The sequence below is a fragment of the Vibrio sp. HS-50-1 genome, from assembly GCF_024747315.1.
GTDB lineage: Bacteria > Pseudomonadota > Gammaproteobacteria > Enterobacterales > Vibrionaceae > Vibrio > Vibrio diabolicus.
This window is the reverse complement of record NZ_JAMPZF010000024.1, coordinates 106,698-123,353: the sequence shown is the minus strand read 5'-3', so window position 1 is coordinate 123,353 and position 16,656 is coordinate 106,698. Positions and strand designations below refer to the sequence as shown.

The 16,656-nt window shown below is 44.3% G+C and carries 13 protein-coding genes; 4 read left to right on the top strand and 9 right to left on the bottom strand.

The window, feature by feature from the left end:
* Nucleotides 1-246: 246 nt before the first annotated feature.
* Nucleotides 247-843 (bottom strand): VOC family protein, encoded by a 597-nt coding sequence (locus NDJ01_RS10230; protein ID WP_145532351.1) that lies wholly within the window; start codon nt 841-843, stop codon nt 247-249.
* A gap of 220 nt (nt 844-1,063) precedes the next feature.
* On the opposite strand from NDJ01_RS10230, the gene argS reads away from it, so the two are divergent.
* Together argS and NDJ01_RS10220 are read left to right on the top strand one after the other, a co-directional pair.
* Nucleotides 1,064-2,797, top strand: coding sequence for an arginine--tRNA ligase (gene argS, locus NDJ01_RS10225; protein WP_012842044.1), 1,734 nt, complete (start codon nt 1,064-1,066; stop codon nt 2,795-2,797).
* A 126-nt stretch (nt 2,798-2,923) separates the two neighbouring features.
* The gene (locus NDJ01_RS10220; RefSeq protein ID WP_012842045.1) at nt 2,924-3,352 is read left to right on the top strand and encodes an HIT domain-containing protein; all 429 of its coding nucleotides are present in this window, start codon (nt 2,924-2,926) and stop codon (nt 3,350-3,352) included.
* Nucleotides 3,353-3,445: 93 nt separating this feature from the next.
* Here the strand turns inward: NDJ01_RS10220 and NDJ01_RS10215 are convergent, their stop codons facing one another.
* From NDJ01_RS10215 to znuA, 5 genes are all read right to left on the bottom strand, one after another.
* Nucleotides 3,446-3,676: a FeoC-like transcriptional regulator gene (locus tag NDJ01_RS10215; RefSeq protein WP_005396058.1), complete on the bottom strand. Its 231-nt coding sequence runs from the start codon at nt 3,674-3,676 to the stop codon at nt 3,446-3,448.
* Nucleotides 3,673-5,949: a Fe(2+) transporter permease subunit FeoB gene (feoB, locus tag NDJ01_RS10210; RefSeq protein ID WP_258586653.1), complete on the bottom strand. Its 2,277-nt coding sequence runs from the start codon at nt 5,947-5,949 to the stop codon at nt 3,673-3,675. Before feoB ends, NDJ01_RS10215 begins: the two co-directional genes overlap by 4 nt.
* Nucleotides 5,949-6,176: a FeoA family protein gene (locus NDJ01_RS10205; RefSeq protein ID WP_005382190.1), complete on the bottom strand. Its 228-nt coding sequence runs from the start codon at nt 6,174-6,176 to the stop codon at nt 5,949-5,951. The genes feoB and NDJ01_RS10205 overlap by 1 nt, the downstream gene beginning before the upstream one ends.
* Nucleotides 6,177-7,004: 828 nt before the next feature.
* Nucleotides 7,005-10,382 (bottom strand): AraC family transcriptional regulator, encoded by a 3,378-nt coding sequence (locus NDJ01_RS10200; protein ID WP_258586652.1) that lies wholly within the window; start codon nt 10,380-10,382, stop codon nt 7,005-7,007.
* Between the two features lie 201 nt (nt 10,383-10,583).
* On the bottom strand, nt 10,584-11,471 hold the full coding sequence (gene znuA, locus NDJ01_RS10195) for a zinc ABC transporter substrate-binding protein ZnuA (RefSeq protein ID WP_006742703.1): 888 nt from the start codon (nt 11,469-11,471) through the stop codon (nt 10,584-10,586).
* Nucleotides 11,472-11,549: 78 nt separating this feature from the next.
* Here znuA and znuC point away from each other — a divergent pair, with 78 nt between their 5' ends.
* On the top strand, nt 11,550-12,338 hold the full coding sequence (znuC, locus tag NDJ01_RS10190) for a zinc ABC transporter ATP-binding protein ZnuC (protein WP_006742704.1): 789 nt from the start codon (nt 11,550-11,552) through the stop codon (nt 12,336-12,338).
* Entirely contained in the window at nt 12,331-13,116 is a 786-nt protein-coding gene (znuB, locus tag NDJ01_RS10185) for a zinc ABC transporter permease subunit ZnuB (protein WP_258586868.1), read from the top strand. Before znuC ends, znuB begins: the two co-directional genes overlap by 8 nt.
* A gap of 71 nt (nt 13,117-13,187) precedes the next feature.
* Here znuB and sucD read toward each other — a convergent pair whose 3' ends face one another.
* The 3 genes from sucD to odhB all read right to left on the bottom strand — a co-directional run bounded on the left by sucD (nt 13,188) and on the right by odhB (nt 16,648).
* On the bottom strand, nt 13,188-14,060 hold the full coding sequence (gene sucD / locus NDJ01_RS10180) for a succinate--CoA ligase subunit alpha (RefSeq protein ID WP_005382181.1): 873 nt from the start codon (nt 14,058-14,060) through the stop codon (nt 13,188-13,190).
* The gene (gene sucC, locus NDJ01_RS10175) at nt 14,060-15,226 is read right to left on the bottom strand and encodes an ADP-forming succinate--CoA ligase subunit beta (protein WP_005393009.1); all 1,167 of its coding nucleotides are present in this window, start codon (nt 15,224-15,226) and stop codon (nt 14,060-14,062) included. Before sucC ends, sucD begins: the two co-directional genes overlap by 1 nt.
* A gap of 213 nt (nt 15,227-15,439) precedes the next feature.
* Nucleotides 15,440-16,648: a 2-oxoglutarate dehydrogenase complex dihydrolipoyllysine-residue succinyltransferase gene (odhB, locus tag NDJ01_RS10170; RefSeq protein ID WP_047009527.1), complete on the bottom strand. Its 1,209-nt coding sequence runs from the start codon at nt 16,646-16,648 to the stop codon at nt 15,440-15,442.
* Nucleotides 16,649-16,656 lie beyond the last annotated feature (8 nt).

The window sequence follows — 16,656 nt, the reverse complement described above, 5'->3', positions numbered from 1 at the left end:
TTAAAAATAGAGCAAAACTCTTCAACGGAAGCCCTACTCACAATCGTCAGGAACAAAGTGGATCATTGTAAACGAATGCCGTTTCCAAAGACTTTCACACTAACTCTAGATGAAGAGTTGAAAGGCAAAAAACTTTCCATTACCAACCCAAAAAGCAAGTCACCGGCTAAATAGTGATTCGCTTACGAAAGGGAGCCTCGGCTCCCTTTTTGCCTCTCGCAACTCAGCAATTCTCACTCTAGCGTTTTACGCCTGCTCAGACTCCACAATACGCTTAAGTGAATGCGGGTGCAGCTTGATACAAATGCCTTGGTACTTAAACGCCACGGTTGGGTTGTTCAAGCGTTCGCCTTCCCCTTTCGGGCTCGACAATTTGATCTTCACACCCAGTTCTTTTAACTCATCAAAACGCGCGCCAAACGCTGGGTAAGTGTGTTTCAAATCAGCAAGAAACTCATCTGCGGTTTCGGCGTGAGACGGAATCACAAACTCCACATGTTCCCAGCTTTCAGTTGGGTAGATTTTGCCTTCCGCAGGATATGGCAGCTCCAGACACTCAATCTTCCAGCCACGGCTTTCCAACGCTTTGTCGAATTCGATAACGATGATTGGGCGACCGTTTATTTTCGCTTGTGAAACCACCTTACCGTATTGATTCCATGCTTCATGCGCGGCTTTCGCTGTTTCAGTATCATTAATACGTAGCGCAATATGGTCAGCTTGAGCAAAGCTCAGATCCAGTTTTAACAGGGTTGCAAGCTCTTCAATCTTCGCCATAAATGCGTCCAGATCTTGGATCATCAATTCAGGCGTTAGGCGCTTTTCAACTAGTTGAGTCGTCATTGTGGCTCTCTTATGGGGCGATTTATCTCATTACTTTGAGCGCAATAGTAAACGCAAACTAAGCCACATTTCCATTCAATCGAAAAAGTAAAAATTTCGCCTATTCATCTCTGTATGAAAAGCAATAAAGTTGTTATGATTAGCCCCATTTTTGTGAACTCTAACAGAGCTCGGCGTACATTTTGCCGAGTTCTTTGTCCTTGAATTGAAGGAAACGCGTGTGAATATCCAAGCACTTATTAATGACAAAGTATCTCAGGCTCTAGAAGCCGCTGGCGCACCTGCAGGCAGTCCTGCAGCCGTTCGCCAATCAGCAAAGCCACAATTTGGTGATTACCAAGCAAACGGCGTAATGGGCGTTGCTAAAAAACTGGGTACTAACCCTCGAGAATTTGCACAGAAAGTACTGGATGTTCTAGACCTAGATGGTATTGCGAGCAAAACAGAAATCGCTGGCCCTGGTTTCATCAACATTTTCCTAAGCGAAGAGTTCCTTGCGAAACAAGCCGACGCGGCGCTAGCAGACGAACGTCTTGGCGTAGCTAAAGAAGAAGCACAAACCATCGTCGCTGATTACTCTGCACCAAACGTAGCAAAAGAAATGCACGTTGGTCACCTACGTTCAACCATCATCGGTGATGCGGTAGTACGTACGCTTGAGTTCCTAGGTCACAAAGTGATCCGCGCGAACCACATCGGCGACTGGGGTACTCAGTTTGGCATGCTTATCGCAAACCTTGAGCGTGTACAACAAGAGTCTGGCGAAGTTTCTATGGAACTTGCGGACCTCGAAGGCTTCTACCGTGAGTCGAAAAAGCTGTACGATGAAGATGAAGAGTTCGCAGTAAAGGCGCGAAACTACGTGGTAAAACTGCAAAGCGGTGACGAGTACTGTGCAGAAATGTGGAAAAAACTCGTTGATGTAACCATGATCCAAAACCAGCGCAACTACGACCGTCTAAACGTGTCACTGACTCGTGACGACGTAATGGGCGAAAGCATGTACAACGACATGCTTCCTAAGATCGTTGCAGACCTAAAAGAACAAGGTCTTGCCGTTGAAGATGATGGCGCGCAAGTTGTATTCCTAGATGAATACAAGAACAAAGATGGCGAACCAATGGGCGTTATCGTTCAAAAACGCGATGGTGGTTTCCTATACACAACAACAGATATCGCATGTGCAAAATATCGTTATGAAGAGCTAAGCGCAGACCGTGTGCTTTACTTCATCGACTCACGTCAACACCAGCACCTAATGCAAGCTTGGACGATTGTTCGTAAAGCGGGCTACGTGCCTGAGTCTGTATCTCTTGAGCACCACGCGTTCGGCATGATGCTGGGTAAAGACGGAAAGCCATTCAAGACTCGTGCGGGTGGTACCGTTCGTTTGGCAGATCTTCTGGATGAAGCAGAAGTTCGCGCAGCACAGCTGATCGAATCTAAAAACCCTGAACTAGATGCAGAAGAAAAAGAGAAGATCTCTAAAACAGTTGCAATGGCAGCGGTTAAATACTCTGACTTATCTAAACACCGTACGACTGACTACGTGTTCGATTGGGACAACATGTTAGCGTTTGAAGGTAACACAGCACCATACATGCAATATGCATACACTCGCGTAGCTTCAATTTTCGCTAAAGCTGGTGTTGCTATGGATGCTCTCCAAGGTGACATCAAAATCACTGATGAGAAAGAGAAAGCACTTATTGCTAAACTTATGCAGTTCGAAGAAGCGGTGCAATCTGTTGCTCGCGAAGGCCAACCACACATCATGTGTAGCTACCTATTCGAACTAGCAGGTCAGTTCTCTAGCTTCTACGAAGCGTGCCCTATCCTAGTTGCTGAAGACGAAGCAGTGAAACAAAGCCGTCTGAAACTAGCTGCGCTAACAGCGAAGACCATCAAGCAAGGTCTGTCTCTACTGGGTATCGATACTCTAGAGCGTATGTAATCCGCTTTTACGTAGTTAGCTTAAGTAGCACAAGCTAAATGATGACAAAGGTTGACGTGAAAGCGCCAACCTTTTGTTTTATCTGTCGTATACTAATTCAAACTAAAAATTAATCGGACAGCAATAATGAGTTTTGAACTTCATCCTCAATTGGCAAAAGACACTTCGGTGATTGGTCACTTCCCACTTTGCGTCGCGCTTCTTCATAAAGATAATGCTGTGCCATGGGTTATCTTGGTGCCTAAACGCGAAAATTTGAAAGAGCTACACCACTTGCCAATGCAAGAGCAACAACAGTTTTTGCTCGAATCTCAAGCGGTAAGCCAAGCACTCGAAGCGACATTCCGCCCAGACAAGTTAAACCTTGGCGCCCTAGGTAACATGGTGCCACAGCTGCACATTCACCATATTGCGCGCTTTAAAGACGATATGGCATGGCCGGGACCAGTTTGGGGTAACACCAAAGGTGAGTTTCGTACTGACGAAGAACAAGAAGAGATTCTTAACCGAATTCGTAATGTGCTGTCGTTAAGCTCTATCTTCCGTAAAGCGTAACCGTTATATAACTTTTAATTCAGGTAGAAAGTAAAAAGCCGCATCATTGCTGATGCGGCTTTGTTGTTTGTGCGCGATGGTTCATTGTTCCTACTACATGGTTACGGTAAGTGACAAACCATCGTGCTTTGTGACTGCATAGCGTATTCGCGTTATATGATGAGCTTTATTTGTATCTACCAAGCGAGAAATGCGACCTTTGTTAATCCATACACTTAACATGGCGTCTGCACCGTCTTCACTCATTCCGAACTGTTTTGCTAGCTCAGATTGGGAAACCGTTCCTTTTTCGGCAATATATTGATAAAGCTCTTTTAAAATCATACGACTTGCGCCTCTAATGCACCGTTTTGTTTCTTACCAACTTGTTTGAACACACGGTATGTGCCAAAGAAGATAGCTACGATCACAGCCATCCAAATACCACTTGTTACTGGGCTATCTGCGAAATGCATAAGCTGATGATAGAAAGTCGCACTCAAGTACGCGAGCCCCATTGTCCATACCGCTATAAAGCGCGCAAAGTTATTGCCGAATTCTCGAACATAGGCACCCATCGCAGCCACACAAGGAGTGTAAAGTAAGATAAAAATTAGGTACGCAAAAGCAGCATGACCAGAAACAAATTTCTCTTTTATGTTACCAAAGATCGATTCATCAATTTCTTGCTCCTCTGCGACTGCATGAGAATCCGCTAAATCACCGACGTCAATTCCCAGCGGATCAGAATAGCTCAGCCCTGATAGGTTTTCAGGAATGCTCATCACCGCTTGTTCTAGGCTACCCATAAGATCAAATTCTGCATCCTCTCCATCGGTTGGCGTAGTATATAAGCTGTTCAATGTGCCCACGACTGCCTCTTTCGCGAAGATACCAGTAATAATACCAACCGTTGCTGGCCAGTTATCCTCTTGAATACCAATTGGTGCAAACACTGGCGTCACAACCTGAGCGGCTTTTGATAGAACCGATTTATCACTGTCTTCATTACCGAATGTACCGTCAGTTCCTAGCGAGTTGAGGAAGCTCAAGATAGCAACAACCACTACGATGGTTTTACCTGCACCCAATACAAAACGCTTAAGTTTTTGCCAAGTTTTGATCACGACGTTCTGCAACGTTGGAAGCTCATAGTCAGGCATTTCCATCACCAAGCTATCACTGCTGCCAGGATACAGCGTGTGCTTGAGGAACAAACCGGTAAACACCGCGGCGACAATACCAAGTAGGTAAAGTGCAAACACAATGTTTTGACCAGAGCCTGGGAAGAAAGCGGCAGCAAATAAAGCGTACACAGGTAAGCGAGCACCACATGACATAAACGGTGCCATCGACGCAGCCAACTTGCGCTCACGCTCTTGGTCTAGCGTGCGCGTTGCCATGATTGACGGAACGTTACAGCCAAAACCAAGAACCAAAGGGACAAACGCTTTACCCGGCAAGCCGATTTTCTGCATCACTTTATCAAGCACAAACGCAGCACGTGCCATGTAACCCGAGCTCTCAAGCACAGCAAGGAATAAGTACAAACACGCTATGACCGGGATAAAGGTCGCAACTGTTTGAATACCGCCGCCTAAACCATCAGCAATCACCGTAACTAGCCATACGGGGAGGTGACCATCTAATAAGTGGTGTCCACCATCAACCAGCAATGCGCCTACACCAATGTCAAAAAAGTCGATAAATGCACTACCGATGTTAATCGAGAACATAAACATCAAGTACATAACAACAAAGAAGAATGGGATCCCAATCCACTTGTTCAAAATAAACTGGTCGAGTTTTTCAGTCACACTACGGCTTAATTTGCCTTCGCTTCGGCGAACTTTTTTACACTGTTCATGCAGGTATGTGTACTTGGTATCCGCGACATGCAAATCGATATCCAAGTCTAAAGTCGCAGTGACTTCCAATACTTTGCTTCTATCAATATCGGAAAGGCTATTGAGAACCATCGTGTCTTTTTCAAGCGCACGAATCGCTAATGCACGATGGGCGACGGTTTGATCGTTAAAAAGTGCGGAAACAGTTTGAATCGCCAACTCCATCTTTTCACCGTAATGCAAAGATAACTCTTTAAGCGCGACCCCTTGAACAATGGACTTATGAAGTTTTTCTTTAAACTCTGCAACTTGAGTTTTATTGGTTGCAGATAAACTTACTACAGGACAACCTAACGTTTTCTCAAGCTCTGAAACGTTAATCATTTGACGTTCACGTTTTAGCGCATCCATTTTGTTGAGAACAACAATCATAGGACGGCCAAGTTCGCGAAGTTGTAACGTCATATATAAGCTGCGCTCTAAACTCGTGGCATCAACCACGTTGATAATGAGGTCGGCAGGATGAGTTAGAACCGCACGCGATGCAATGGATTCGTCAATACTATTGCTATCATTACCACTGTCTAACGAGTAAATACCAGGAAGGTCAGTGAGCAAAAACTCGTCACCCGCATGTTTGAATTGTCCCGTTTTCTTTTCAACGGTGACGCCTGCCCAGTTACCAACTTGCTGTTTTGCGCCAGTCAAACCATTAAATAGCGTCGTTTTACCACTATTAGGATTACCTACGGTAAGCACTTGATATTGCATTACACTCGCTCCACTTCAATTTTCTGAGCAATGGTTTCTCGCAAGGCGACAGACACACCACGGACTTCGACTTGTAAAGGATCGCCCATTGGAGCACGTCGAATCACTTTGACTTCTGTATTGGGAAGCAGCCCCATTACCATGAGTTTCTTTCTGATATCTGATGAAAGACCATCTAACAATCGAATCGTCACCGTATCGCCAGGATTAATCTCTGATAACTTCATAGTGGCCCTTAAGAGTATTGCTAATGAGAAATATTATTATTTAATAAGTTTAGGCTGCCAATATTACTCTCCTATAACCCTTCAATCCTTGTGTAAAATCAAAGATTTCATAAATGTTTTCATGCTTTCAAACGTCAACTCCGTAAATTTCCTCTCGTTATTTACGTCAAAATTAACAATTAAAAATCACGGCCAATGAAATAAAAATGTCACAAATAGATGGCAAAGACAAAAAATTCAATACAAAACAACAAGTTAAATAACATTTAAAACTTTGTCGTTTTTCTCATATCAACATGGCGTTATTTTTATAAGAAAAATAAGTAACCTCTCGTATAGTTACTCCATCGAGAGGGCAACCTCTCAAATGAATTCCAGAGGTGGCATGGCAACATGTCACTCCGGCAGCAAGCGAAGGTGTCATTGACACCCGTGGTATAGTCCCCCCGGCTATACCACGATATTTTTTTTCATCTCTCTCTAAACTCTTTATCTTATCCACCTTTTCAGCACAGTTCTGTTTTCACGAATTTCGCATACCCCCACTACTCAAATGAACCAACGCACTCTAGATACAAAAATACAACCATTCATCTATTTGTCGCCGTAGGTAAATCCTTACTCTTAAGCCATGTATGGTTATAGCTAAGAGCAGCGCTACTAACAGATAGAGCGTGACCGTGCTTACGTATTGAGAATGGATTTGTAGGCTCGATGTGATGAAGAAGCAATGAGAATCACTGCATTGGTAGCTCTAGCAATAGTAGAGCACTATAAGCAGCTCCCCAGTCTTTTGAATATTCACTAGGGAGTGTGTAATGAGTTTTTTTAGTTGGTTTCTTGGCTTTCTTGAGTCAAAGCAAACTTGGAAGGAGGCAAACCAAAATGCAATTTAAACTTTTGGCTAAAGTAAGAAGGATCATTAAAGCCGCAGTTAAACGCTACTTCGCTGATTTTCTCGCCCGCTAATAACTGCTCACACGCCGTTTCTAAACGAACTTCGGTTACATAATCTTTTAACGTTCTTGACGAGGCTGATTTAAAGCGCCTCTGTAAAGAGCGTTCTGACATGAACAGCATTTTAGCCGCTAAAGCAGTACCAAATTCAGGGTCATGGTAGTGCTCAGCCACCAGCTGATAGACTTTTTGCAACCATTCTTTCTCTGGGGTCACTTTATCTTCGACGATAGGTTCAGACTCAAATTCTTGCAGAGATTCATCCACATAACTCATCTCCTTCGCAGTTGGCCATGTAATTTCGATTTTATTTTGAGCGTCGGAAGTAAACACCGCCAAGTATCCTCCACTCGTTGTCACTAACTGGGCAAGATGATCAATACTCAATTCAGAGTGGTTCATATTAGATGGACGCCCGGTCGTCACTTTATTAGGCAGTTGCGTCCCATAATCAAGAAAACTCAATGAAACAATATCATTGCCCTCTTCTAGCATGATTCTCACCGTTTGGCCTCGGAAAGAACGCTTGATGATATTGGCAAAAATGCTGTTGAAGATAACATCAAGGTTAAAGCTTTCCAGAGCAATTCGACTTGTTTTTCTCTCATCTTCAAGCTCCACCATAATCCCAGCCTTCGCAAAATCATCTTGCCATACATCAACCACCGATTGAGTTATCTGACTCAAATTGTAATTGTGACTGCCGCCGCTAGCTTCACCAGGAACACTTTTTAACTCATTTAATTGCCATGTCGTTTTCGCCAGATGATCTTCCGTAGCTGCATCCAAAGGTATGGGTAATTTTGCCGCTATAAAATCGACACTGGACTTAATAGATTGCGCCACGTGATCAACCAGCAGGTTTCTGACTTGAATCTGTTTACGTAGCTGTTGGTTACTCGTCAACAACACTCGGCTTTGATGCCTCAACTGGTTAGTTTTGAGTGTCACTTGCGCAGCTAAATCACGGTTAGCCTGTACAACATAGCGAGAACGCCAGTACATAAGTAGTGCAACCATGGCAATACTCGCGACCACAAAACCTAAAATTGCGAGTTGCGATAAATACCAAGGATTAAGCACAATAAAATACGACTCGAGCCCAACCAACCCAGCAGCGACTTGAGACTCATTACTTACCTGTAGATGGTATTCACCGGAATTGAGGTGCTCTAGAGTCAGTTGGCCTCCCTCTAGCGCTTGCCAAGGATCATCGCTATTCAATCGATAATACAAATTTTGGCTGTCTGGTTTTGGCATCACGCCAAATAAGAAACTTAGAGAAGAGCCATACGGTAATTTTATTCCATTCAAATCGGCGCTACCAACTTGTAGAACCTCGTTTTCAAGCACAACTTGGCTCACGATAAACTTCGACTCTGGAGGGTTGGACACAAGCAGCTTGGATGCTTCAGCTTTTACCAACCCGTATTTCGACCCTAGGACGAGCTCTCGCTCACCACCTTCTTTTTGCTGTATAACACTGCAAATTCCTGGTAGAAACTCGTTGTTCATTAAGCCAGACGCCGATGAATAATGTTTCACTAATTCACCCGAAAGGTGGTAATAGCTTAATCCGACAGAAGAGGCTAACCACACACCTTGCCTGTCTCTGATCAAGCAAGCAGGTCGCGCGTTGGGCACACTCATTTCAACAACATGTTTATCGTAACTTCCTTTAATGGTTTTAAAAACGCCGTAAGATGACGCAAACCACTGACTGCCATCAACCGCCTTGACCATGTCTAATGATTCACCAAATTTTTCGGAATAGCGGATGAACTGGATGTTTTCATTGCTGTATTGATAAACCCCATGATCGGTCCCTATCAATAGAGAATCTTCAGTGTCGTATAAACGCGTAACCTTAGCTGGTAAGTACTGACTTACTAGCCACTCACTTCCAAAGTTTCTTACGCTTTGCTTGGTTATATCAATATTGTAAAGATGGTATCCACTTGATACCCAGAGACGATCATTACCATCTACAGTCACGTGCTCCACTGCGTGTCCAGCCATAACCTGTAAATAAGGAAATGTCACTTTGTTAAGACCATTCAACTCGAATATTTCGAGCCCTTTAGAGGTCGCAAGCCAAAGCATCCCACCTTGAAATGCAAATTCATTGATCTGCGAATCAAGCTCCAAGACTTTGATATTGCCACTCTCACCTGTCCGATAAAGCTTTCGGTCATCCGCGAACCAAAGCGCATCATCAGGTCCTGTGGCGGTTTGTCGAATTCGCCCTGATAAGGTTTGCGAGTCGTAACTACTGAAGGTTACTCGTTCAAACTTTTTACTAAACAAGGAGTAATAACGAATGCCTTGGTTAGTCGCGATCCACATCCCTCCCATGTTGTCACTCAATAGCGAATAGATCTTTGTATTATCCAGCTCCAGTTCAAGAAAGCTTGCAGGCTCGACTTCTGTCACTTCGCCTGACAAGAATGAGTATAAATACAGACCATGCTCAGTCCCCACCCAGTACTCTTGATTTGTCTCAGCGAAAGTCAATACATGAGAACCGCCAATCTTAATCACCTCTTCATCAGGTTGATAAATATTGAAAATTAATGCCCCACGCAACGTTCCTACCAGAATTTCTCTGCGCGTGTGTGAGTAGTAGATCTTTTCAATGTAGTTCTGACCTGAAGCGACTACATGGTCAAACTTATCTCCTTCTGAAAGATAAAAGCCAGAAGTTGTAGCAAGTGCCCACTTCTCTTCGAGCAGAACTGCATCGTTAATATAAACATAGCTATTGTTGCTATGTTGATAGAGCTGCAACAAAGAAAAGGACTTTAACTCGCTAGTATCGATGTTGTAAGTATAGAAATGTGCGCCATCACTAACCCAAATATAATCTTCAGAAGAACCGATTTTTCTTATTTGCGACCCGGGGTTTAAGCTAAAGACTAAACGTCTTTCTTGATTTGGATAAGTTTGATACACCTCATTCTCAACAAAGGTCCAGAACGAGCCTTCATGATAAGCCAGTTGCTTGGCAGACGTTTGTAAAAAACTGCCTGATTTAGGTAGGATATTTTGGCCATCATAAAACAACACCCGCCCATGCACGTCGTGAATCCACAAGCCCCCTTGCTCACCCAAGAACAATTTTTTAGCCGCAATAAAAGTACCCTTAACCTGAGTCGGCAAAGGGTAAAAGATGGCATTCGCATTATGAAGAGCAAATGCTTGGAAAGATAGGAAAAAGCCCAACAAGACAAGGGCTAATTGGCGTAGCAAGACGAAAACCTTTTATATCAATTTGTGCTCGGCGCTCACCGTCCATATCTTCTACAGCATGGACTTATACGGTTATTTTGAGCTGCTAATTATTGATAATGATATCTCAATTACTGTTTGAGAAAAGGCTCGCCTTGCCAAAGGTTGTAATTCTTACTACTGGATCACGTTAAAAGGACTATTCCTACACAACAACACTACTTAATCCGTCTTTTGGCTCAAGCACTGCTCAAAATTATTCGCCATATTGTTGAGAAAAGTAAAGTAACTGCCCGGTTTTGCTTCAATTGTGCTCCCTAATGGGTCAAGTTCACCTTTGGCAACTTTGCTACCTCGCATCACGCTCTGAACGACAGCTGGAGTAAACTGAGGTTCAGAAAACACGCAGGCTACATCTCCTGAACTTAACTTTTGACGAATTTGGATTAAGGTTTTTGCTCCCGGCTTACGATCCGGGCTCACGGTGAAGTGCCCCATTTGATTTAACTCATAACGCTCTTCGAAATAACCATAAGCATCGTGAAACACAAAGTAACCTTTGTCTTTCACTGGCGATAATTTCTTCTTGATCTCTAGGTCCGTCTGGCTGAGCTCAGTTTCAAATTTTTTAAGGTTTTCTTGGTACTGTGCTGCATTTTCCGGATCAAGTGATCCTAGTTGATTTACGACAGCCTTGGCAACTTGTTGTGCTTGACTTACACCTAACCAAAAGTGCGGATCATGTGAACCATGATCGTGGCCATCATGGTCATGGTTGTGCTCACTATCAAACTCACGCAAATCTAGATCTGGAATTTGACTAATAGTCAGAGTATTCGATCTGTCTGACACGACTTTTTCCAGAAACGGTTCGAGATCATGTCCGTACCAAATGACTAAATCAGCAGAAGCGATTTTCTTAACATCCGATGGGCGTAAAGCGTAATCATGGGGCGAAGTGTTAGACTGCAGTAATACATCTGGCGAAGTCACCCCTTGAGTAAGCTCTGTCACTAATAACTGAATAGGTTTGATACTCGTTAGTACCGTTACTGCGTGTGCTGGCAACGTTAGCATCGCTGACGCAGCAAGAATTAATGCTCTTTTCATAGTTTTACTTGGGATATGGTGTAGAAAGTGTGATAATGTTACATTATAACATTATTGATTTGCAAATGAGTTTCATTCATGTCTTCCTTAGTCCATCTTGAGCACTTATGCGTCGAGTTCGATGGCCGCAGAGTTCTCGATAACATTAGTATGGAATTACAAAAGGGCAAAATAACAACCCTAATTGGTCCCAATGGAGCGGGAAAATCAACGTTAGTCAAAGTCATTTTAGGCCTTCAAAAACCGACTAGCGGCAAATTAAACCGACAAAGAAAACTAAAAATTGGTTATGTTCCTCAAAAATTGAAACTCAATGACTCTCTTCCATTGAATGTCACCCGTTTTCTAAATTTAGCAGGAAAATACAGTAAACAAGAATGTATTGATGCATTAAGGCTTGTTGGCGCTGAGCATTTAATTAGTAGTAACATGCATCGCTTATCAGGTGGTGAAAACCAACGCGTATTACTTGCGCGTGCTTTGCTTCAACGCCCAGAGCTGTTAGTGCTAGATGAACCTGCGCAGGGTGTGGATATTCAAGGTCAAATCGATCTCTACGATCTAATTGAAAGCATTCGTCACCGATTCGATTGCGGTGTATTTATGGTGTCACACGACTTACATTTAGTAATGGCCAAAACAGATGATGTCATTTGTCTGCATCACCATGTTTGCTGCTCTGGTTCACCTGCCACGATTACTCAGCACCCTTCTTACATCGCGCTATTTGGCAATGCAGCGAGAGAATCGCTCGCGTTTTATCATCACGACCACGAGCATCATCATCACGATTTATCCGGAACGCCAGTAACTGGCGATGCGACATCATGCTCCAACCATAAACACGGACATCATCACCATGATTGAGTTTCTTCTACCTTCTATTCTTGCTGGTATTGGCATCGCGATCATTGCAGGTCCTCTTGGGTCATTCGTCGTTTGGCGCAAAATGGCTTACTTCGGTGATACCCTGGCACATGCTTCATTGATGGGTTTGGCATTAGGCTTTCTGCTCAACGTGAACCTTTATCTTGCACTACTCGTTTGCTGTTTAGCACTCGCCGTATTGCTCGTGACATTGCAGAAACAACAACTGGTCGCAACCGATACGCTTCTGGGTATACTCGCCCATAGCGCATTATCTGTTGGTCTAGTTTCTGTTAGTTTCTTGGATAATGTCCGTGTAGATCTGATGAGTTACTTGTTCGGTGACTTACTCGCAGTATCTCCGCAAGATCTGATGTTCATTTACGCAGGTGTCGCTGCTGTTAGTGTGTGTCTTTACGTTTTTTGGCGACCTTTATTGTCGAGCACAGTTAGTGAAGAGCTTGCTGCCGTCGAGGGCGTCAATACAGACTTGGTTAGGTTGGTGTTAATGCTTATGGTAGGTGTTGTGATTGCCGTAGGAATGAAGTTTGTTGGGGCACTTATCATGACTTCTTTGCTGCTCATCCCAGCAGCAACAGCACGTAAGGTCTCTTCATCACCAGAGCAAATGGCACTGTTCGCATCTATTATTGGCTCTGTGGCAGTACTAATGGGGCTTAGCCTATCATGGCACTTCGATACGCCGGCTGGCCCATCAGTAGTAATCAGCGCAACATCTCTGTTTATGCTTAGCCAATTTATTCGCCAAAAATCGTAAAAAGTACCTTGATACAAAAAAGCCTAGCAATAATTGCTAGGCTTTTTTAGCTTTAAGCTTCGAGTTGGAAATTACCAGCCCGTTACTTCACGTAGACCTTGGCCGATCTCTGCTAGAGATTTCACAGTCTTAACGCCCGCCGCTTCTAGTGCTGCAAATTTGTCTTCAGCAGTACCTTTACCGCCAGAGATAATCGCACCAGCGTGGCCCATACGTTTACCAGGAGGAGCAGTTACACCAGCAATGTAGGAAACCACTGGCTTCGTTACGTTTTCTTTAATGTATGCTGCTGCTTCTTCTTCTGCTGTACCACCGATTTCACCGATCATAACAATCGCTTCAGTTTCAGGGTCTTCTTGGAAAAGTTTTAGGATATCAATGAAGTTTGAACCTGGGATTGGGTCACCACCAATACCAACACAAGTAGACTGGCCGAAACCTTCGTCTGTCGTTTGCTTAACTGCTTCGTAAGTTAGAGTACCGCTGCGAGATACGATACCTACTTTACCTTTCTTGTGGATATGACCAGGCATGATACCGATCTTACACTCGTCAGGAGTGATAACACCCGGACAGTTTGGACCGATCATGCGAACGCCAGTTTCTTCTAGCTTCACTTTCACGTCGATCATATCTGTTGTAGGAATGCCTTCCGTGATTGTTACGATTAGCTCGATGCCCGCATCAATCGCTTCTAGGATTGCATCTTTACAGAAAGGTGCTGGCACGTAGATGACTGTCGCTGTTGCGCCAGTTGCTTCTACTGCTTCGCGTACTGTGTTGAATACAGGTAGGCCTAGGTGAGTTTGGCCACCTTTACCAGGAGAAACGCCACCAACCATCTGAGTGCCGTATGCGATAGCTTGCTCTGAGTGGAACGTACCTTGACCACCAGTGAAACCCTGACAGATTACTTTAGTGTCTTTGTTAATTAATACAGACATTATTTAGCCTCCGCAGCAGCAACAACTTTCTGAGCAGCATCCGTTAGCGACTCAGCAGCAATGATATCAACATCAGAATTAGCAAGAACTTCGCGACCTAAGTCTGCGTTAGTACCTTCTAGACGAACAACAACTGGTACGCTTACGCCTACCTCTTTAACCGCACCGATAATACCTTCTGCGATCATGTCACAACGTACGATACCGCCGAAGATGTTTACAAGTACCGCTTTCACGTTGTCATCAGATAGGATGATCTTGAATGCTTCAGCAACGCGTTCTTTAGTAGCGCCACCACCTACATCTAAGAAGTTAGCTGGCTTGCCGCCGTGTAGGTTTACGATATCCATCGTACCCATTGCTAGGCCAGCACCGTTAACCATACAGCCAACGTTACCGTCTAGTGCTACGTAGTTCAGTTCCCACTGAGCTGCGTGCGCTTCGCGCTCATCTTCTTGTGATGGATCGTGCATTTCACGAAGCTTAGGCTGACGGTAAAGAGCGTTTGAATCGATGTTGATCTTACCATCAAGACATAGCAAGTTACCTTCACCAGTAACCACAAGCGGGTTGATCTCAAGTAGAGCAAGATCGTACTGGGCGAACATAGTGCCAAGACCCATAAAGATCTTAACGAATTGTTTGATTTGGTCGCCTTCAAGACCAAGTTTGAACGCAAGCTCGCGACCTTGGTAAGCTTGTGGGCCTACTAGTGGATCGATTGCTGCTTTGTGGATAAGCTCCGGCGTTTCTTCCGCAACTTTTTCGATTTCCACACCACCTTCTGTTGAAGCCATGAAAACGATCTTACGGCTTGCACGGTCAACAACCGCACCTAGGTATAATTCGTTTGCAATGTTTGAAGCTTCTTCAACAAGGATTTTTGTAACTGGCTGACCGTTAGCGTCAGTTTGGTAAGTCACTAGGTTTTTACCTAACCACTTTTGTGCAAACTCTTTAACGCCTTCTTTTGTATCGTGCAGCTCTACACCGCCCGCTTTACCACGGCCACCAGCGTGAACCTGACATTTAACTACTTTCTTTTCTGTACTGATACGGCCTGCAGCTTCAAAAGCTTCTTGTGGTGTATCACACGCGTAGCCTTCTGGCACAGGCAAACCGAATTCTGCAAACAGCTGTTTGGCTTGGTATTCATGCAAATTCATTTCGATATTCCGTTTGTTTTTCCCTTAAGGGATTTATTATTTCCATAACGCTGCAGTCTTGGCTGCTTGTACGTCTGTAGGGTCTTCTCAAATCAATCCCTCATCACGAGTACTCATGGTGTGGGATTCAAATGAAGGCCAGACGTTGAGCTAGTCTAGCCATTGAAATTTTTAACGTCTAGCTACCTACGATAACTAGACGTTTTAGCGATATTAAACGTCTAATAGGAGACGTGCTGGATCTTCTAGCAACTCTTTAATAGTCACTAGGAAGCCAACAGACTCGCGACCATCAATTAGGCGGTGATCGTAAGACAGCGCTAGGTACATCATCGGCAAGATTTCAACTTTGCCATCCACTGCCATCGGGCGCTCTTGGATCTTATGCATACCAAGAATCGCTGATTGAGGTGGGTTGATGATTGGTGTAGACATTAGTGAACCGAACACACCACCGTTTGTGATAGTGAAGTTACCGCCCATTAGCTCGTCTACCGTTAGCTTGCCATCACGACCTTTGATAGCCAGTTCTTTGATGCCTTTTTCAACATCAGCGAAACCAAGCTTGTCACAGTCTTTTAGGACTGGTGTAACTAGACCACGTGGCGTTGATACCGCCATGCTAATGTCGAAGTAGTTGTGGTAAACAATGTCATCGCCATCAATCGAAGCATTTACTTCTGGGTAACGCTTAAGCGCTTCTGTTACAGCTTTCACGTAGAAAGACATGAAGCCTAAACGAATACCGTGACGCTCTTCGAACTGATCTTTGTACTGCTTACGAAGGTCCATGATTGGTTTCATGTTCACTTCGTTAAACGTCGTTAGCATTGCCGTGTTGTTCTTCGCCTCTAGCAGACGGTTAGCGACTGTCTTACGCAGGCGAGTCATTGGAACACGTTTTTGGCTACGAGCCGCTGCCGGCACGTCAACCACTGCTGGTGCTTCTTCTTTTGGCGCAGTTTTAGCGTTCGCAAGATGCGCTTCAATATCTTCGCGCGTAATACGACCACCAACGCCAGTGCCTTTCACTTGGCTTGCTTCTAAGCCATGCTCAGCCAATAAACGACGTACTGCTGGGCTTAGTGCATCATTACTTTCTTCGCTAAGCGCAGCTTTATGACGTTTATCAGGAGATGCTTCCGTACCTTCTGTTTTGTCTGCGGTAGGCTCACCTGCAACTGCACCTGGCTTCAATTTAGCAATGATTTGTTTAGAAAGTACTGTCGCACCTTCTTCTTCAACGATAGCTTCCAAAACGCCTGCTTCCGGAGCTGGCACTTCTAGCACGACTTTGTCTGTCTCGATGTCAACCAAAACCTCGTCACGCTCTACTGCGTCGCCTGGTTGTTTGTGCCATGTCGCTACGGTTGCATCAGCAACTGATTCAGGTAAATCTGGAACCAGAATTTCAATTGTCATATCTGTTT